This is a genomic window from Rubripirellula tenax (assembly GCF_007860125.1).
Taxonomy (GTDB): Bacteria; Planctomycetota; Planctomycetia; order Pirellulales; family Pirellulaceae; genus Rubripirellula; species Rubripirellula tenax.
The window spans coordinates 364,205-383,050 of sequence record NZ_SJPW01000003.1 but is presented as its reverse complement, the minus strand read 5'-3'; the positions used below and the strand labels follow the sequence as shown (position 1 = coordinate 383,050).

The following is an 18,846-nucleotide window of genomic DNA, read 5'->3' as shown; positions in this document are numbered from 1 at the left end:
TTCAATCTAGGGGTTGATCGAGTCGAGGGAGACAGAAGAGTCGTTTGTTTCGGCCACCCACTTACGAAGCGAGGCGATCAACTCAATCCGTTTGGCTTGGTGGGTTGAGTCGGTCGCTAGGTTTCGCATTTCGTGGGGATCGCTTTGCAGGTCGTATAGCTCGAGCGAGGGAACAAGACCGCCCAATTCTTGCGGATCCATTTCAGCCAGGATACGGTATTGGACCGGGAACCGTTGCTTCGTTCGGATGGTTTCGTCGTAAGTGCGATTGCCCCAAGTCTTGAACATCCGAGTATCGTCATTGACTTGCCGCCAGGCTTTTTCGACGTTTTCGCGGTAGATCAGTTTCCAACGGCCGTCAAACACGCTGCGTTCTTGAATGCCATCGTTGGGAAGGGGACCGCGGTTCGAAATTTCGGCGAAGACATGGGCTCGTTGTCCTGATTTTGCACCGCCGGTTACTGTGGCAAAATGCGAAATCCCGTCGATGCGGTAAGGAAATGCGTCGTCGTCATTTCCTCCGACGCGAACGGGACGGCCGCTTTGCTGCTCGATCAAATCGAACAACGTCGGCATTAAATCTAACTCGCTTGCCAGCGCGTCGGTGCGAACACCCGGAGGGATGCCTGGACCCGAAAACGACAGCGGAACGCGAAGCCCCAGATCGTAAAGCGTCATCTTCCCATGTTGGAACGTCGGACCGTGATCACTCATGTAAACGATGAATGTGTTTTCGAGTTCGCCCGATTCACGAAGGACGTCCATCGTCTGGCCAACCGCGACGTCGACGGCTTCGATGCCCGCTAGGTATTCGGCCCAGTCTTGGCGGACAACCGGCGTGTCGGGAAGGTAATCGGGCAACTGAACGTCGTCCGGGTTGACGCCGATCGGGTTCTTGTCGCTGTTGGGATAGGGGCGATGGGAGTACGGAATGTTGACCATCAAAAACCACGGTTGATCGTTCGCTTTGGCGTGATCGAGAAAGCTGCGAACTTCACCGACGCCGCCGTGCATGAATTCATCGAACGGAAATTTTTCGTTCGGCAGCACGTGCAGCTTGTGTGTCACGCCTTGGTAGTAACCGTTAGCCTTCAAGATTTCTGGTATCGTCAGAAACTGGTCACGAACACGATTGGTTTTTGCCAATCGCATGTTCCGCTCACCCGCAGAGACTTGGTCGGCCGGCTTATGAAAGTTGTGCGTGTTGTTCAGAATCCCGTTGGTGTGATTGTGCAGACTGGTATAGATCGCCGCCTTCGACGCCGAGCAAACCGGGTAAGCCACGAACGCATTGTCGAAGTACACGCCAGACGTTGCGATCGCATCCAGATTCGGTGTCGATAGACCCGGTGTGCCGATCATTCCCAAGTGCGCGCCTTGGTCCTCGCTAAGAATGAACAGCACATTGGGGCGTCCCTTGACATTGGGGCGTCCCTTGGTTGTTACGTTCGACGTGTCTTGGTTCGACGTGTCTTGGTTCGACGCACCGTCGGCTGACTTTTTGGTTTCCGGTTTCGGCGAAGGCAACTGATAAATCGTGATTGACTCGACCATCAGTTCGCCCTTGTTGGCGTATTGGTCGTACGTATCGAAGGGATCGAAACGAATCGACTTGATCGGTCCGTTGTCCGCGATCGCCAACAAGTAGGCGTTGACGGTTTCGGATGCCGATAGGTTTCGCTTGGTTTGATGTATCCCATCAAATCCGGCGCCCGGTTTCGCCCAGAAGAACTGGCTTGCCATACGGTTCTTCGGCATCGCCTTCATTTCGATAACCAGTCGGCCGGAGATTTCGTTGTCGAGCGTCGTCGCCATTTGCGAATCGTCACCGGCAGCGACCAAAAACGTTTTCCCGTCGCGATTTTGAATTTCAATGTTGCTGCGATGCGTCCACTTTGCCAAATCGACGGGATTGCTGAAGTCCCAGCGGGCAACTTGCTTCGCGTCGCTGACGTCGATCCCGTCGGGGTTGATCGAAGTGTCTTTGGGCTTCGTCGTTTTCAGCGTGACGTCGGCCTTGGCAATGCTGTTGGATGCGACGAACTCGTATCGCCCCGATGCAACGCTTAGTACCGCTTCGTTTGCATCGGCGCGCAGCAGTTTGATGTGCGGGTTGTCGCTGATCGACTTGCCGCCTTCTTTGATGCTGGCGGTATCACCGGTCGGCAGATAGACGGTTGCCGTCGTATTGGCCGGGATCGTCACGTTCAATCGGAAGTCACTATCGGCGAGTTTCCAACTGCTTTGGATTGGACCACGAATCGAATCGTACGACGCGTTGACCCAGTCGATCGGCGTGTGCATCGCGTTGCTGGCCGGTGCGGGCGGTTGCGGCCGGATGCTGATCGTTGCATATCCCGGTCCATCGGACTGAATGCCAGCCAACGTATGAAACATCCACTCGCAAACGGCACCGAATGCGTAGTGCGAGAACGAATTCATCGCCGCGTTGTGCCGGCCGAAAGCGTCTTCTTTGGTGTAACTGTCCCAGCGTTCCCAGATCGTTGTCGCGCCGTTGGAAATCTCGTAGCCCCACGACGGGAACTCACGCGACTGCAACAAAAACGTCGCTAAATCGTGTTGGCCCGATGCGGACAGAACGGGCAACAGCGGACGTGTGCCCAAGAAGCCGGTGGCCATGTGGTTGCCGTTGTCGGCCAGCATGTCGGCCAAGTGTTGCCCGGTCGCTTCGCGTTTGTCGTCGGGAATCAAGTCGGCGAATAACGCCAATGCTTGAGCGGTCTGTGTTTTGACGTTCACGCTGCCGTCATCATTGACGTACTTGGCCTGAAACGCCGCCTTGGTTTTCTCGAATTGATTTTGATAGGCGGCGGCTTCTTCGTCACGACCGATTGCGGCAGCCATTTCGGACATCATCTTGGCCGAGATCGCGTAGTAGATCGAATCGACGTAATCGAGCGGAGTTTCGGCGCCCTGGGCCAGCCAGTCGCCCCATGCGTTCCCGTGATTGATCCCCAGGTCATCAACCGATGTTTGGTTGCGCCAATCCATGAACTTGGTCATCGGTTCCCAGCACGTTTCGATCACGCGAGTGTCGCCGTAGGCTTGCCAAAGCGTCCACGGACAAATCACACCCGCGTCGGCCCATGCGGTGCCAAAGTCCCAGCCGTGTTGGAACGGGAACGGTGCGTAGCCGGGGAACGCGCCGCTGGGACGCTGCGACTCCATCAATTCGCGAAGCCACTTGGTATAGAACGCACCGATGTCCGCGTTGTAGGCGGCGGTGGCGACATAGGCTTGTGCGTCACCGGTCCATCCCATTCGTTCGTCGCGCTGGGGGCAATCGGTAGGTAAGTCCAAGAAGTTGGCGCGTTGTGTCCACAGCACGTTTTGAAACAAGCGATTGACCATCGAGTCGCTGCATTCAAACTCGCTGACCATCGGCGTGTCGCTGTGCATCACCAAACCGGTGACCGTGTCCAGCGAAGGCGTGCCCGGGAAATTTTCCAGTTCGACGAATTGGAATCCGTGGAACGTGAACCGCGGTTGGTAGATCTCACCATCGGGATCACCGCTGCACGTATAGAAGTCTGTCGCGCGTGCTTTGCGCAGATTCTCGGTCATCATTCGGCCGTCGGGATGAAGCATTTCGGCATAGCGAATGCGAACGCGTTGGCCGGCTGGTCCTTTGATCTTCAACCGAATCACGCCAGCAAAATTTTGGCCGAGGTCAAAGACGAAGACCCCTGGTTCTCGTTGGGTCACTTTCTTCGCTGAGATTTCTTCGGTCACACGCACCGGGACGCCGGGAAAGGCTTCTAGCTTTGGGCGTTTGAACCCAAATTCTTCTTCGGCACCCAAGTTGCGGATGCCCTGTCCTGGCTTCGTCGGGTTTCGCCGTTGATAGAAGGTCGCGGTGGGGTTGCCGTTGTCGCGAGCGAAGATGGCCGACTGCCAAGCCCCGTCGTCAAAGCCGGATTCTGTCCAGCCTTTCATTTCTTTTTCAGCATCATAGGCTTCACCCATCAACAGGTCGGCTTCTTGAATCGGGCCGTCCCCGGATACCTTCCAACTCTCGTCGGTACCGATCGTTTCACGGGAACCGTCGGTGTATTCGATTTCAAGCTGTGCCATCACCGAAGGCGTCTTGCCATACGTCGCCCGTCCGGTGCGTTCGGTGCCCATCGCGGTTAGCAATCCGAATCCGACATAACCGCTGTACCAGCCGTCGGCGACCCATGCACCGATGGCGTTGTCGCCGACACGAACCAAGTCCGTCACGTCATAGGTGTTGTAGTAAGCTCGCTTGCGATAGTCGGTCCATCCCGGTGCAAAGTAAGCGTCGCCAACACGTTTGCCGTTGAGATGGAGTTCATAGATACCCAGCGAGGTCGAATAGACGGTCGCGCGTGCGACCTGTTTGGCGGCGGCAAAGTCCTTTCGGTATTGCCGCGCCGCGGGAAGGTACAGATTCTCGACGTCGGTATGAATCGATGACTCGTCGCGATACGAAATGTAATCGGCGGACCAATCAGAGTCCGCCAACAAGCCCATCGACCAGAATGCGGGTTCGCTGGTCGTCGGTTCGGACCCGTCGTTGCCCCAGGTTTGCACTTTCCAAAAGCACCCCGTGCGCGAAAGCAGTGGCTTGCCGGCGTATGGAATGAACAGCGACTGATCCGATTCGACCTTTCCCGAATCCCAAAGATCTCCCTCGCCCGCTGCCAACTTTTCCGCCGACGAAGCCACGAGCACGCGATACGCCGTTTGGACTTGGCCGCGTTCGCGTGATTCCAGACGCCAATTCAAGCGAGGTGATGCAACGTCAATGCCGACCGGGTTTTCCCGATACTCACATCGAAGATGCGTCGGTTCGACGGCGAAGGCTTGGAGTGTCGCCAGAGATGCAAGGGAAAGGAAAATAAAAGAAAGGGTGGTTGGTTTCACGGTGCGCTGCATGGTGTGTCGAACGGCGGGAGGGGGAGGCGGGACAGGGCAGAGGTCCTTCAAGCTTTCGGGCTTTAGATTTGGACTTCAGCGTCGTCGATTTCGGGCTTGTTGCTCATCCAAAGTGGTGCCGCGATGAACCATCCGATCGTACCGGCCAAAGCGGCCCACTTCACGACGTTCAATTCAACGGTTCCGAAAAAGAACAGCACGCAAGGGAGGACGACGGCGGTTAACGAAACCAACGAAACGATTTTTGTGATTGCATTCATGGGAAGAATCTCTTCGAGAGTGGTTTGCGTTAGGAGACGACGGACGTGGTGTCGTTTTTCTGCATCACTTTGCTGAGCAGAAGGTAGATCACACCGCTTGCGATCCAACATGGAAGTACCGCATAGGCCGCGAACAATCCTTGCGCGAAAATCATGTAAATCCCGATCGCAACAGGAAGCAGCCAGGCGATCAGCACCGCGGCGTTGATCGCGATCTTGTTGTGGGCGGCATACTCGTCGCGGAGTCCGAAACGTTTCATGAAGTAGAAGTCGACAAAGATGATCGCACCCATCGGGCCCAGTACTGTTCCATAGGTTCCAACGAATCCCAGCAGTTGTGCGGACAGGTTGGGGAACGCGCCGGCGATGGTCGCGATTGCACCGGCAACCAAAGTCATTGCCGTTCGCGAGCTGCCGGGAATGACGCCCTGGAACGCGAGTCCCGCGCGATAGATCGTTGGGTTCGCGGTCGTCCAGCCAGCAATCACCACGCAAATGATTCCGGTCCAGCCGACTGATTGAAACGCAAGCAGTCCGGGATTGGCGGAAACCTTGCCGTCGCTACCGAGTGCCAACTCAGGTTGCAGTTTGATCAGCGCGGCCATCAAAAGTGCGGCCGCGATCCAGGCCATATAGTGGCCCAGGAACATGCCGATCGCAGGTGCCCATCCGGATGCCTTGCTGCGTGCAAAACGGAAGATCGAAAGGTCGGCCATTCCAAAGTGCATCGCCCCGTTGCACAGCCAGGCAAACACAACAATTTGCCAGAACCCAAACGTTTGCGGTCCGTTCTTTTCTTGCACGAACGCGATCGCGTCGGTCCAAAACTTCCCTTCGGTCAGTGAAGCCGACGTCGTCGCCCCCATCAGACCGAGCGACACGATCCCGCAAGCGGCGAAGACGCCGATCATCCAGGGTGCTGCGATATTGGCGAAGTGAGCAACGCGGTCATAGCCGCCCGCCGCAACGACTGCGATGACAACACCGACGATCGCAACGAGCGCGGTGAACGACCCGTTACTCAGTCCGAACATCGCCTCGGGCACGTCAAAGGTGATTCCAAACGGGACACCGACTGCGGATGCGGAAACCGTCACCATTGCACCGGCTAAAAAGCAGAACAGTAAACCGTTGATGACGTTGTAAAGTTTTACCAGCGACCCGCCCGCGATCCGTTCGAGCTGATAGTACAGCGTCATGCGTTTTGCGATCGCGATCGGCGTGACCAAAAAACGCCACGTCAATACGGCCAGAACGTTGCCCAGCAGTAGCCCCAGCAGCAAGTCTTGCAGACTGGCACCGGTTGCTAAAAACAACGGGCCGATCATGAATTCTGTACCCGCGGCATGCTCTCCCGCGTACATTCCCCAAAACTTGCCCGAACCCATCAGTGCTGAATCAGGTACCGGTTCGCGTTCAAATTCGCCGCCTGAATTGGACGTCTCATCACTCATGGGATCTCAATGATTGGAAAGAATAGAGAGGTAGCAAGTAAAGAAAAATATGAATGGCCGAACTAGACCGAAGCGGTGTGCGAGGCCCGGTGTGACAACACATCCGTTTCGTAATCGCGAACTTTTTCGAGCCACTGCGAACCAGCCGGTGCACCGGAGATTTCACAGTAGTGGTCCCAAACGGCGCCCAAGGGCATCATTTTTTGTTCTTCAAGAATCGCCAATCGGCCCGTGTAATCGCCATCGGCTTCGTATCGGCGCAACATTTCCGTCGGCTCAAGGAGCGCGGCCAGCACGGCCTTGAGCGCGTTGCGAGTCCCGATTGCCCAGGCGGCAACCCGGTTGATGCTGGCATCGAAGAAGTCCAATCCGATGTGGACCCGGTCTAGATAGTCGCCACGAACAATTTCTTGCATGATCGATTGCAGTTCGTCCGAAAACGTCACCACATGATCGCTGTCCCAACGCACGCCTCGGCTGACGTGCAACAGCAGTTCGTCGACATACAATAAGGTCGACGTGATCTTGTCCGAGATTACTTCGGTGGGATGGAAGTGACCGGCGTCCAAGCATAGGACTTTGTCGCGCGAGATCGCATAGCCCATGTAAAATTCGTGCGATCCGACGACGTAGCTTTCGGAACCGATGCCAAACAATTTGCATTCGACCGCATCCAACAAATAGGACTTGTCGATCGATTCAGCGAAGACGGCATCAAGCGACGCGGCCAGGCGTTCTCGCGGCGCCTTGCGATCGGCCGGCGTATCTTTGTAGCCGTCGGGAACCCAAACGTTGTTGACGCATGCGTTGCCTTGGGCCTTGCCCATCGCGGCGCCAATCTTGCGGCACGCGATTCCGTGGTCGACCCAGAAACGACGAATGCCGGCATCGGGGTGCGAGAGCGTGAATCCGTCGTTGGCTTTGGGATGCGAGAAGTAGCTGGGGTTGAAATCCAGGCTGATGCCGTTGCTTCCCGCCCAATCCATCCAACCTTGGAAGTGTTCGACACCAATCTCGTTTCGATCAACGGGCCCGTGGAATTCGCCGTACAACGCGTGCAGATTCAAACGATGTTTTCCCGGGATCAACGAATACGCCATCTCGAGGTCGGTTCGCAGTTCATCCGCAGTACGGGCCCGCCCGGGGTAGTTGCCGGTCACGGCCAGTCCGCTTCCTAACGCCGTGCCGTTGTCTTCAAAGCCAGCGACGTCGTCGCCCTGCCAACAGTGAACGGAAATGGCGACCGATTTGAGTCGTTGAAGGGCCTGTTCCACATCGACACCCATCGATGCGTATTTTTCGATCGCAAGCTCGTAAGCTTTTTGTGAGTTGGCCGAGTGTGTCATGCCGAAGGTCCGAGAAAGGAGGAAATTAGAATGCGAGTCATTGTATTGACGAAAAGACTCTTCCTTGGATGGTTGCCAATGTAGCCTCATCTGGGGACCGAAACCTTGACGATCGTGTCAGTTTATAGCACAATAATGCCAGTTCGCAGGGTGCGGCGATGGCTGTTGCGTTTCGCTTACTCGAACTTTACTGGCCGGTTCGTCGGCATTGGAGTGTTTTCTGGCCCATGCAGGTGTTGAAGAAAGAGGACTGGTTTCACAAAGACGGATTCCCGATCGTCGTCGAACGACGGGATCCACAGGAGCCGTTCGGTCTGCATTCGCATGAGTTTTCGGAGATCGTCATCATCACCGGTGGGCATGGTGTGCACATTACCGGCGAAGACTCTTACGAGGTGACGACGGGCGACACGTTTGTGATCGGCGGCGCGCGGCCTCACGACTATCTGAACATGGATCAACTGCGTTTGATCAATATTCTGTTCGACGCGGATGATTTGCCGATGGGGATGGGGGATCTGCAATCGTTGCCCGGTTATCACGCGCTCTTCACGCTCGAACCAGCGTGGCGCAAGCGGCACATGTTTAGCAGTCGGTTGCAGTTGTCGCCGCTCGACTTGGTTGCGGCGATGCGATTGGTGGACCAGCTTGACGCGGAACTGACCGAACGTGACCCAGGGTTTGGGGTCATGGCCACAACGGCGCTGCTTCAGTTGGCGACTTTCCTGTCGCGATGTTACAGCAAGTCGCGAAGTCCTCAGAGTAAATCGTTGCTAAGAGTCGCCGACGCGATCTCGCACATCGAGCGGCACTACGCCGATCCCATCACGCTTGACGAGTTGATTGATATTTCGGGGATGTCTCGCCGCAATTTTTTGCGTACGTTCGAATCGACGATGGGGTGCCCGCCGATCAAGTACTTGATTCAGTTGAGGGTTCGTCAAGCCTGTTTGATGCTGCAGCGAGGGGAACGAAGCGTCACTGATATCGCGCTGGCAGTGGGCTTCTCGGATAGCAACTATTTCAGCCGCCAGTTTCGGGTCTTCATGGGCGTGTCGCCTCGCGAATATCGAAATCGAAACGCGCCTGCAAGTTGATTCGAAGTGAGCACCCGAGCCATGCGGCGAACAAAATCGCCGCATGGGTAGGTTCATCAGGATCGCTGGAAGTCGCTTGCGGCGACTACTGGATTTCCAGCAGCTCGACTTCGAACACGAGCACTTCGTGAGGTCCGATTGCGCCCGGGGATCCGCGTTCGCCATAGGCCAGGTCCGAAGGGATGTAGAGCATCCACTTGTCGCCAACGTGCATTTTTTGCAGTGCCATCTGCCATCCCTTGATGACTTGATTAACGCGGAACGTTGCCGGTTCGCCACGTTTGACGGAGCTGTCAAAGACGGTACCGTCGATCAGTGTGCCGGTGTAGTGAACCTTGACGGTGTCGGTAGCCGCTGGTGACTCGCCGTCGCCCGCCTTGATGACCTTGTACTGCAGGCCGCCTTCGAGTGCTTCGACGCCTTCATCTTTGGCATTTTTGGCCAGGTAGTTGACGCCCTTGCTGCGCAACCGAGTTTCCAGAAGTTTCTGGATCTTCGCTTGAGTTTCGCGGAGTTCGTCATCGCTCATCGACGCTTCGGCTTTGTTGATCCCGTCCTTGAAACCGCCAAGCATTGCTTCGATATCAATGTCGCCGAGTTCGAATCCGTTTTGGCTCATCTGTTGGCCGACGGAGACTCCTAGGAAGTATCCGATTGATTGGGCTTCGTTGCGATCCACTTTTGGTGCGTCTTTCTCTTGGGCGTTCACGGCGGGGGCGATCAAAAGCGAGAACGACATCGCCAAACCGCCGACTAAACATCGTGGGGTCATCAGGGTATTCCTAATAGGGTTTGCATTCGATGACCGAATTTGGCTTTCGAATGGTGTTGGGTTGCGGATCGTCACGCTGAGGGTTGGATCCTGGGCAGGCAGAATAGCAGTGAATCGCTATCCGTTCACGACCCCCTGACTCGGTGACGGTGTCATCGAATTGTCGTGCACTAACGGCTAAGCGTCGAGGCGATGGCGATTCCGGCGACAATCACGCCCGCAAGGATTGCCAAGCGACTCCAGCTGATGGTTCGGCCTTCGACGCCTTCCATGCGGTTTCGGATTTCGTCGACCAGGATTCGACGACCACGCGACACGACGACACCATCGGCCGCAACGTCTCGCTGCATTTCCGCGGCGAGGTCGTGAGTGTGATAGGTCTCGTCGAGTTGCAGCATCGTTGCTTGAACCTTGCGCGCATTGAACGGGCGGTCTTCCGGGCGTTTTTCAAGCAATTGGTTGATGATTTCGTCCAGCTCGGGAGGGCAATCGGGGATCGAGTCGCGAACGCGAGGCGGCGCCGCCCGAAGGTGCTGTTCGAAAAGCTGGGCAAAGTTCTCGCCGCTGAAGGCCTTCTTGCCTACTAGCATCTCGTAGAGGCAGCAGCCGAGTGCGTACAGGTCGGCTTTTCCCGAGATCGACGTATCGCCTGTGATCTGTTCGGGGGCCATGTAGGCGTGCGTCCCGACGGTCATCCCGCTGGATGTCAGGTCGGCGTTATGGAGATCGCGAGCGATTCCGAAGTCGCCGAGTTTTAGTTCCCCTTCGCGAGTCAGGAACAGGTTGCCCGGCTTGAGGTCGCGATGGATCACTCCGTGGTTGTGGGCGTACTGCAATGCCGAGCAGATCTGGCGAGCCAGTTCGACCACAACCGGCCACGCGAATGCCCCGCGAGTCTCAAGTAGATCCCGGACTGTGCCGCCCTCGACCAGTTCCATCGAGTAGAAAAGTGTTCCCCCGTCATCACCGCCGCCGTGATAGGCGATGATGTTGGGGTGCCGCAGCCGCGAGAGGATCAGCATCTCGCGTTCAAATCGGGCGCGGATGTTGACGTCTTGGCTGACGCCAGGGTGCAGTTTCTTAAGTGCAACACGGTTCCCCGTCGCATTCTCTGTGGCAAGGTAGATCGTTCCAACCGTGCCAACGCCAAGCACAGGACCGAGTTCAAAATCAGTCAACGCGGGCGTTTGCATGGGCGAGCCTGGGAGACCGCAGAATGCGGAAGAAAGCGATGGGGCGGACAGTTTGCCAACCCATTGTAATCGATCTTGTGTGCCAAGCGTGAACGACCAGTCAGGCGATCGGTCTTGCTCCGCCCTTTTTTAAAGGCGGCGCAAGTCGAGGCTAGGGATTCGAGCAGCGTCCCGAATCCTCACTTAGGCTCGAATCTCCCGAGGGGAGAGTGAATTCGCTTTCGCTAGACGCCAGCGATTTTTTCGATGCGAACACGCGTGTGGATTTGACGGTGTCCGGTTCGCTTCTTGCTGTGTTTACGGCGGCGAAACTTTTGGACATAGATCTTTTTGTCCAATTTTGGGCCGATCACGGATGCAGTGACGGAAACGCCGCTGACCGTGGGAGCACCCAGCTTCATTCCGTCGTCGCCGCTGACGGCCAAAACTTTCTCGAACGTCAGGTTTTCACCCTGAGCGATGTCGCGGTAATCAACATCCAATTCCATGCCTGGTTGGACGCGATATTGGCGACCACCGTCAACGATGATGGCGTACATAGGACCCTCTGGTTTATCGAATTTGTCAGATGACTTGGTATCAAAATTGCTCGGCCATGATGGCGAGCCGCGTAGTTTAGCGATGCATCGCAATTGCGTACAGGGCTTCCAGCGTGAAATCAGGGGACAATTCGGCCGCTTGGCCGACGCCACCCTCCCTGCCCGATCATTCGGCCGATAGCAGGGTTTCAACGAGGAATCGGTCCGTCATTTGGGCCAGGTGCCATCCTTGGGAGGGGGTGGTGACGGCGTGGGCGGCACCCGGATAAATCATCATTTCGAAGTCAATTCCGGCGTTCTGTAGCGCTTCGGCCATCCGCAGCGTGTTGGACGGGTGGACGTTGTCGTCGACCTCGCCGTGAATCATCAGCAACCGGCCGTGCAGGTCTTTGGCTTTTTCGAGCGGCGAGCTGGCCGCGTAGCCATCCACATTATTGACCGGCAGCCCCATGTACCGTTCCGTATAGATCGAATCGTATTCCTTCCAATCGGTGACCGATCCACCGGCGATGCCCGCCGCAAACGATTTGCAGTGTGTCATCGCGTAGAGCGTCAAAAAACCACCGAAGCTCCATCCGCGAATCGCAAGCCGGTCCGTCGCCACCCACGGTTGTTGGTGAAGCCAAGCCACCGTCGTTTCCAGATCTTTCATCTCCACCGCGCCGAATCGTCCGCGAATGGTCCAGGTGTCGGCGATGCCACGGCCTCCGCTAGAACGATTGTCGACGACCAGCGTTGCGATTCCGCGGCGGGCGAGTAGTTCGCGGTACAACGTTTTGGTGCCACTCCATCGGCCCGACACGCTTGGCGATCGTGGGCCGCCGTACACTTCGATCACAACCGGAACGCGTTGGTCGTCGCTGGTTAACGTTGGCTTGACCAGCATCGCCGGCAGTTCCATTCCATCGGGTGTCGGGATCGTGAACAACTCAGGTGCAATGATGGGTGACTCTGTCTTAAGCGTCGATTCGGCCAGCTCGAACGACCGCCGCCCGTCGGCCGATCGCACGGTCATGCGAGGCGGATGATCGGGGCTGCTTGCCCGGTCGATAAACCATCGCCCATCGGGGCTGGGGTCGACGTCGTGCCAAGGCTGTGCCGTGTCGGTGATTCGAGTCGTTCCCGGCGCGGCATCGCCGGCCAGCATGGGGCTAAGCTCGATCCGATACAGGTGGTGTTCCATCCCGCCGCGTTGCTGGTCACCGCCGACAAGCACGTGCGTATTGTCGCCCGCGATTTTAAACATGTCGGCATCGAAGGATTCTGGCGAAATCGGACGCACAATCCCGCCATCGGCCGAAACATGGTAGAGCCGATTTCGTCCGCTGGGGACTTCGCTTTGCCAAAGAAAGCTGCCGTCATCGAACCACTGTGGCGGCGCGGGCGGCTCGACCCAAGCAGGGCTTTGTTCGCGAACGACCAAGTCGCTGTGGGTTTTTTCACCGTTGAGCAACATCGAATCCACCGAGCGTAGTTCTCGCCACGTTTGCAGTCGGTCGCTGACGCAGTAAAGCATGCGCGGAAGTTGTGGGTGCCACCAAACGCCGGTGATCAGTTTCTGTTCTTCGAGCGTTGATTCTTCGATCAGCCGCGCAGGCGGAACGTGGCCGTTCGCTGAATGACGCAAATCCCAAACGTAAAGTTTGGCCTGTGGGATGGCATCACCGGCTTTGGAGTAACGGCGAACGACGCCCGATCCGCGCGGACTTGATGCTGCCGACAATACGTAAGGTTCAATGCCGCTGATGTCGATTCGCAACATTGCCAGCCAGTCACCGTTGGGGCTGAACCAAAAACCGCGGTAGTTGCCGCGGCCGAAAATTTCTTCTTGGTAAGTCCAATCCAGTTCCCCGTCCAGCAGCGTATCGGTCGCGTCGTCGGTTAAACGCATGGTGATCCCCGACGTCACGTCAACGACAAACTGATCGCCGTCTCGCGTGTAGGCAACTCGGCGTGCGGTTGGGTCAAGGGTCGCGTTCTTCCAGTCGTTGCCGTCGCGGGTCAGCCAACGAGCCGGCTGGTTCGGCGAAGCCAACGCAATCGCTTTGCCGATTTTGATCAGTACCGCGTCGGTCGATCGATTCATTTTCGCGACGCTGCGGCGAGCAATTTTTTCCGCTTGATCGGGTTTGACCCCGTCTAGCGCCGTCAACTGGGTGGCCAGTCGAGAAACGACGGGCCAGGGTTTCTCGTTTGCGGTTTTGCCTTCGCTCGCTTCTAGATCGACCTGCATCCAAGTTTTGTCCCGTTGGATCAATAACTGTGGCGGCTTGTCATCGATCCAGTGGACGGCGGGCAGAGTTGTTGTGAAATCTTTCTTGTGGCTCGGATCCAACAACGACCGCAGCGTCAATTCGGGCGGGGATTTCGCTTTCGCGGGATCCGTGACGAGCGGCTCCTGTCCGGTCACGCTACGATCCGTTCCAATTCCTCCAACCACGATACCAACGAACAGAGTGGCCCCAAGCATCGTTCGACGAAGTGGTGGCAAGCAACGCTCAAACGGCGATCGCCTACAATGATCTGGCTTGAAAGTTCGCAACTGAATCACTCGCATCGAAAGAGTCTCTCTTGAAAAATTCACGCCGCATCTTCGGTTTTGGATTCTACCCGGTATTCGTTTTTGCGTTGACTGCCGGTCACGCCGTTTTGATATCGCAGCAGGGGTTTTCCCAAACACCCGCCCAACCACCAACCGCGGCGAAGCGTCCCAACATCGTGTGGATCATGTCGGAAGACAATTCAGCCGACTACCTGCGGCATTTTGATCAAGACGGCGCCGTCGCGCCCCGGATCGAAGCCATGGCATCGGCTGGTATTACGTTCGACCATGCTTTTTCGAACGCGCCTGTGTGTTCGGTTGCACGGACCACCTTGATCACGTCGTGTTACGGGCCACGCATCGGCACCCAATTTCATCGCCGTATTCGTACGGTCCCTATGCCGCCGGGTTTGCGAATGTTCCCTGCCTATTTGCGAGATGGCGGATACTACACCAGCAACCATTCCAAGGAAGACTACAACGCCGTCCGCGCCGGCGACGTTTGGGACGACTCGTCCAAGCGGGCGTCTTGGAAGAATCGGCCGTCGGACGCGACACCTTTCTTCCATGTCGAAACGTTCGCGGATTCGCACGAGAGTCGATTGCACTTTCCGGCGTCGGATGTCGAGAGCAAGCCGACCGAAACGGACCCAAGCTCGGTGGGGCTGCCGCCCTATTTCCCCGACCAGCCTGTGTTTCGATACTCGGTTGCCCGCTATCACGACCGGATGGCAGACATTGACCGATTGGTTGGCAAAGTGCTGGATGAATTGTCGACCGCCGGTCAGCTCGAAAACACCTTCGTCTTTTACTTCGGTGACCACGGTGGCGTTTTGCCTCGCTCGAAAGGATACGTGTTTGAATCCGGGTTGCATGTGCCGCTTGTCGTTCGTGTGCCAGAGAACTTCAAGGGACTTGTCGATCGCTCGCGTGGTGATCGCGCAGGTGGCTTTGTCGAGTTCGTTGATTTCGGTCCAACCGTTCTGAACTTGGCTGGCATCACGCCGCCCCAAGATGTTGACGGCAAGCCGTTTCTCGGTCCAGGCGTCGCGGCAAATGACGTCGATCGGCGTAATGAAGCATTTGGGTACGCCGATCGTTTCGATGAAAAATACGATCTGGTGCGAACGATTCGCGTCGGGAACCTTAAGTACGTTCGTAACTTTGAACCGTATTATCCCGATGGCATGCTGAACGCGTATCGGTACAGGATGGCTGCATACCAGCAGTGGCGGAAGCTTCACGAGGAGGGACGGCTGGATCCGGTTCAAGATCAGTTCTTCCAGCCCAAGCCGACCGAGGCGTTATACGACTTGGATTCGGATCCCGACGAAGTCAATAACCTCGCCGATGATCCGTCACATGCGGCGGACTTGGTCAGGCTACGCAACCGTTTGGTTGGCCGGTTGAAAGCGATGCCCGACCTCAGTTTCTTTCCGGAAGCGGTTTTGTCGGATGACGAGATTGGAAGCCCGACCGTCTTTGGGCAAGCCAACAAAGAAGCGATCGCGGATCTGATCGACATCGCCAACTTAGCCGCGATGCCCTGGGCCGAGGCCGAACCGAAGTTGCGGATCGCACTGGACAGCCAGGATCCTTGGTCGCGTTATTGGGCGTTGGCGGCGGCCGCAAGTTTTGGGAAAACAGCCGCGTCGTTACTGCCGCAAGCCACTGCCCGGCTTCAGGACTTGGAGCCGATCGTTGTGGCCCGGGCGGCCGAATTTGTTGCGATCGTCGGTGATCAAGACCCGCGACCGTATGTTATCAGGGCATTGGAACGTGCGACCAGCGAAGCCGAAGCATTGCAGATTTTGAACTCGGCGGTTTACTTGAACGACCACACCGATGGTCGATTTCCCATCCATTTTCGCGGCGTTATCATGTTGTTCAAAGTGGATCCGAAAAGCGACATACAGTTGCGGTTGGATCATCTCGGATCGTGATGGATTGGGTGTTGCTGAGCATTGTCTCGGCTGTTTGCTTAGGCTTCTATGACATCGCGAAGAAGTCTGCGGTCAAAGACAATGCGGTTCCCGTCGTCTTGTTATTCAACGTGATGACGGCAGCGATCGTATGGTTGCCGGCGATCCTGTGGTCGGCATTTTCGGGCGATGCCAGGGACGGAATCTTTTCCGCGTTGACGGACGTGTCGGCCCAAGATCACGTTCGATTGTTGCTGAAGTCGGTCTTGGTCGGCGCGTCGTGGACGGCCGCCTTCTTTGCGATGAAGCAATTGCCCATTTCGATCGCCACGCCGATTCGGGCAACCAGTCCGTTGTGGACGGTAGCGATCGCGGTGATCGCGATGCACGAACGGCCGTCGATGATGCAGTGGATGGGCATGGTCGTTATTCTGATCGCGTTCTTTTCGTTCTCGCGGATTGGGAAACGCGAAGGCATTCATTTCCACCGCAGCAAAGCGGTTGCGTTGATGGTGGTGGCGACACTGCTGGGCGCGATCAGTGCGATTTACGACAAGTACTTGTTGCAGACCGTCGCCATCCCGCCGGCCACGGTACAGGCGTGGTTTTCAATCTACTTAGTTCCCGTGATGATGCCGCTTGCGATCCGTTGGTACTTCGTTGATCGAACCAGAAAGCCGTTTCAGTGGAAGTGGTCGATCCCACTGATTGCGATCTTTCTGTTGGTTGCCGACTTCGTCTACTTCACCGCCGTTTCAGATCCCGAGGCGTTGATCTCTGTTATCTCGCCTGTGCGTCGTACGTCCGTGATCGTTTCCTTCGTTTTTGGGATTTTAAAACTGGGCGAAAAGAATTGGCGAGCCAAGTTGGTGTGCATCGCGGGCATCTTGGGAGGCGTCGTGCTTATCAGTCGTGGTTGAGTGCCCCGTTGCGTAAAATCAGCAGCTTATCAAGGTCGGCGCGACGGCTTCTCGACACATCGGACGACTGCAACGCCGGCTCGAAATCCGGCTTGCTTGATTCGGTACCGTGCAACTTCGCCGGCCACCCGGTAGTAGTCGGTCGAAAGTTTTAGAGGCGGGATGCGGGGTGTCAGTCCGCGTGAAGCCGCGATGATGGGGCCAGTGACTTCGTCGGAGTACACGTAGGACTTTGCGACCACTAATGATTCCTCGATCCACGTCTTGGGCAGTATCCACCTGTCTTTGCCCCCGCGTAGATACAGCTTCATCATGTCTGATCGAATGTCGCCAAGTGCGGCAACGCGAGATCGCACTTCGTTGGCCGATGGATAGCTTCCCAGCAAGTTGTCCCAAGCCGTGTGCAGGTTGCTGCCGTCGGCCAACTCGATCTGATTGCCGCCACGGTCACCTTTGGGAAATGCAGGAGCGTAAAGTGATCCGGCGTGGCAGGGTTGATGGCCGTCCGCGTAGAGATGCAGGACCCAGCACAGCGCGACGGCTCGCTCTTCATCCGACTTCGATGCATCCCCTAGCGTCTGGGTGCAAACCTCAATCGCTTGCGACAAATACAGGTCTTCCTCTTTCATGGTCGCACCGCGAGGTGGCGGGCCAACCGGGTTGGGTGGACGAACATTGCCGATCACGTAGCTGGCTCCCAATTCATAGTGCCACTTCGGACGGTCTTCGTTGGAGTCGCGAATGAAGTCCGGCCAACAACCGGCGATGCCGATCTGCCAGCGATGAATCGATTCCGGGTCATGAACGTTCTTGGGCGGCAAGAAGTGTTTGTTGAACTGGGGATGATGACGAAGGATTCGCATCACTTCGGAGCGAGTCTCAGCGTTCATCAAGTCATAAGCGATCACGCCCACCATGTGATGTCCGCTGGCTGACCATCCGAGTACCGGTCGGTTCATGATGATGAGCAACGCAAAGCAAGCGATGGCTGCAATCGCGTTGGGTCTTACGGCCACTTGGGTACTCGTTTGTCTAGGAACGAACGAATCCCTTCGGCGGCTGACTCGGTCGTGCATGCTGTCGCGCTGTCGGCGGCACCGGCGGTCAACTGCGTCATCAAAGTCTCGCCGATGCTTTCGTTCAGCAATCGCTTGGTCGCTTGCACGGCTTCGTAGGGACCATGAGAACATTTTTGGGCCGCGTCTTTGGCGGCGATCCAGATGTGTTCCGATGAAACGGGTGCGATCGTCAGATTCAGCCGGTACGCTTCGTCGGCATCGACCGATTCACTGGTCAATAGCATTCGAGACGCCGTTGCGCCGCCGGCACGAAACGTCAATAGTGCCGCCGTCGCACCGCCCACCAAGCCAACGCGAACGGCACCAGCGCCCAAGTGGGCACGAGTCGAGGGCACGATGATGTCGCAGGCCAACGCCAGCCCCAGTCCCGCGCCGATCGCCGATCCGTCAACGGCCGCGACAATGGGCTTGGGGAATCGAAGCATCTGTTCGAATAACTCCGTCAAATGCCACCAAGCGGCGTGCCACTGTCCGAGCGCCTCTTCGGTCGGCAAAGCTGCGATCTCGCCAAAGACACGCAAGTCGATTCCCGCGCAGAAGTGTTCCCCGGATCCGGCCAGCACCACGGCGCGGACTCGCTTTTCTTGGTGGACATCCGAGAAAGCCGTCTTCAGGTCGTCGATCAATTGTGGATTGAGCGAGTTTCGCATGCCCGCGCGGTCCATTAACAGCGTTGCGACGTTTTCGTGGATCTTCACGTCGACGTACTGCATGGCGGTGACTCCAAATCGGGGCGTTTGTTCTCCAGCGGCATTGCTAGCCGCCTTGTGGGCTTTGACGAAAGTTTAGCATCACGGGCACA

Annotated in this window: 13 protein-coding genes; 3 read left to right on the top strand and 10 right to left on the bottom strand. The window is 56.8% G+C overall.

Features of this window, described 5'->3' with window-relative positions:
* Nucleotides 1-6: 6 nt before the first annotated feature.
* From Poly51_RS12315 to Poly51_RS12300, 4 genes are all read right to left on the bottom strand, one after another.
* Nucleotides 7-4,920 carry a family 78 glycoside hydrolase catalytic domain gene (locus Poly51_RS12315; RefSeq protein WP_246114446.1) on the bottom strand — a complete coding sequence of 1,638 codons (4,914 nt, stop codon included), beginning with the start codon at nt 4,918-4,920 and terminating at the stop codon, nt 7-9.
* A gap of 62 nt (nt 4,921-4,982) precedes the next feature.
* The gene (locus Poly51_RS12310; protein ID WP_146457876.1) at nt 4,983-5,180 is read right to left on the bottom strand and encodes a hypothetical protein; all 198 of its coding nucleotides are present in this window, start codon (nt 5,178-5,180) and stop codon (nt 4,983-4,985) included.
* A gap of 29 nt (nt 5,181-5,209) precedes the next feature.
* Nucleotides 5,210-6,634 carry a hypothetical protein gene (locus Poly51_RS12305; RefSeq protein ID WP_146457873.1) on the bottom strand — a complete coding sequence of 475 codons (1,425 nt, stop codon included), beginning with the start codon at nt 6,632-6,634 and terminating at the stop codon, nt 5,210-5,212.
* A 62-nt stretch (nt 6,635-6,696) separates the two neighbouring features.
* On the bottom strand, nt 6,697-7,980 hold the full coding sequence (locus Poly51_RS12300; RefSeq protein ID WP_146457870.1) for an L-rhamnose isomerase: 1,284 nt from the start codon (nt 7,978-7,980) through the stop codon (nt 6,697-6,699).
* Nucleotides 7,981-8,207: 227 nt separating this feature from the next.
* Between Poly51_RS12300 and Poly51_RS12295 the strand changes: the two genes are divergently transcribed.
* Nucleotides 8,208-9,077: a helix-turn-helix domain-containing protein gene (locus Poly51_RS12295; RefSeq protein WP_146458491.1), complete on the top strand. Its 870-nt coding sequence runs from the start codon at nt 8,208-8,210 to the stop codon at nt 9,075-9,077.
* Nucleotides 9,078-9,162: 85 nt separating this feature from the next.
* Here Poly51_RS12295 and Poly51_RS12290 read toward each other — a convergent pair whose 3' ends face one another.
* The 4 genes from Poly51_RS12290 to Poly51_RS12275 form a co-directional block, all read right to left on the bottom strand.
* Nucleotides 9,163-9,849 carry an FKBP-type peptidyl-prolyl cis-trans isomerase gene (locus Poly51_RS12290; protein WP_246114444.1) on the bottom strand — a complete coding sequence of 229 codons (687 nt, stop codon included), beginning with the start codon at nt 9,847-9,849 and terminating at the stop codon, nt 9,163-9,165.
* 170 nt (nt 9,850-10,019) lie between these two features.
* Entirely contained in the window at nt 10,020-11,042 is a 1,023-nt protein-coding gene (locus tag Poly51_RS12285; protein ID WP_146457868.1) for a serine/threonine protein kinase, read from the bottom strand.
* Nucleotides 11,043-11,266: 224 nt separating this feature from the next.
* Nucleotides 11,267-11,581: a 50S ribosomal protein L21 gene (gene rplU, locus Poly51_RS12280; protein ID WP_146457866.1), complete on the bottom strand. Its 315-nt coding sequence runs from the start codon at nt 11,579-11,581 to the stop codon at nt 11,267-11,269.
* Between the two features lie 166 nt (nt 11,582-11,747).
* Nucleotides 11,748-14,051, bottom strand: a complete 2,304-nt coding sequence (locus tag Poly51_RS12275; RefSeq protein WP_186775503.1) for a S9 family peptidase — start codon at nt 14,049-14,051, stop codon at nt 11,748-11,750.
* 101 nt (nt 14,052-14,152) lie between these two features.
* Here Poly51_RS12275 and Poly51_RS12270 point away from each other — a divergent pair, with 101 nt between their 5' ends.
* Together Poly51_RS12270 and Poly51_RS12265 are read left to right on the top strand one after the other, a co-directional pair.
* Nucleotides 14,153-16,066: a sulfatase family protein gene (locus Poly51_RS12270; RefSeq protein ID WP_246114443.1), complete on the top strand. Its 1,914-nt coding sequence runs from the start codon at nt 14,153-14,155 to the stop codon at nt 16,064-16,066.
* Entirely contained in the window at nt 16,066-16,965 is a 900-nt protein-coding gene (locus Poly51_RS12265) for an EamA family transporter (RefSeq protein WP_146457862.1), read from the top strand. Before Poly51_RS12270 ends, Poly51_RS12265 begins: the two co-directional genes overlap by 1 nt.
* Nucleotides 16,966-16,994: 29 nt before the next feature.
* On the opposite strand, the gene Poly51_RS12260 is transcribed toward Poly51_RS12265, so the two are convergent.
* Nucleotides 16,995-17,981 carry a S1/P1 nuclease gene (locus Poly51_RS12260; protein ID WP_186775502.1) on the bottom strand — a complete coding sequence of 329 codons (987 nt, stop codon included), beginning with the start codon at nt 17,979-17,981 and terminating at the stop codon, nt 16,995-16,997.
* Nucleotides 17,972-18,757: an enoyl-CoA hydratase/isomerase family protein gene (locus tag Poly51_RS12255; RefSeq protein ID WP_146457858.1), complete on the bottom strand. Its 786-nt coding sequence runs from the start codon at nt 18,755-18,757 to the stop codon at nt 17,972-17,974. The genes Poly51_RS12260 and Poly51_RS12255 overlap by 10 nt, the downstream gene beginning before the upstream one ends.
* Between the last annotated feature and the right edge of the window lie 89 nt (nt 18,758-18,846).

Excerpts from the sequence above, each read along its gene's own strand:
- Poly51_RS12295 (WP_146458491.1), top strand. The coding sequence starts at position 8,208 with ATGCAGGTGTTGAAGAAAGAGGACTGGTTTCACAAAGACGGATTCCCG.
- Poly51_RS12275 (WP_186775503.1), bottom strand. The coding sequence starts at position 14,051 with ATGCTTGGGGCCACTCTGTTCGTTGGTATCGTGGTTGGAGGAATTGGA.
- Poly51_RS12315 (WP_246114446.1), bottom strand. The coding sequence starts at position 4,920 with ATGCAGCGCACCGTGAAACCAACCACCCTTTCTTTTATTTTCCTTTCC.
- Poly51_RS12310 (WP_146457876.1), bottom strand. The coding sequence starts at position 5,180 with ATGAATGCAATCACAAAAATCGTTTCGTTGGTTTCGTTAACCGCCGTC.
- Poly51_RS12305 (WP_146457873.1), bottom strand. The coding sequence starts at position 6,634 with ATGAGTGATGAGACGTCCAATTCAGGCGGCGAATTTGAACGCGAACCG.
- Poly51_RS12300 (WP_146457870.1), bottom strand. The coding sequence starts at position 7,980 with ATGACACACTCGGCCAACTCACAAAAAGCTTACGAGCTTGCGATCGAA.
- Poly51_RS12255 (WP_146457858.1), bottom strand. The coding sequence starts at position 18,757 with ATGCAGTACGTCGACGTGAAGATCCACGAAAACGTCGCAACGCTGTTA.
- Poly51_RS12265 (WP_146457862.1), top strand. The coding sequence starts at position 16,066 with ATGGATTGGGTGTTGCTGAGCATTGTCTCGGCTGTTTGCTTAGGCTTC.
- rplU (WP_146457866.1), bottom strand. The coding sequence starts at position 11,581 with ATGTACGCCATCATCGTTGACGGTGGTCGCCAATATCGCGTCCAACCA.
- Poly51_RS12290 (WP_246114444.1), bottom strand. The coding sequence starts at position 9,849 with ATGACCCCACGATGTTTAGTCGGCGGTTTGGCGATGTCGTTCTCGCTT.
- Poly51_RS12285 (WP_146457868.1), bottom strand. The coding sequence starts at position 11,042 with ATGCAAACGCCCGCGTTGACTGATTTTGAACTCGGTCCTGTGCTTGGC.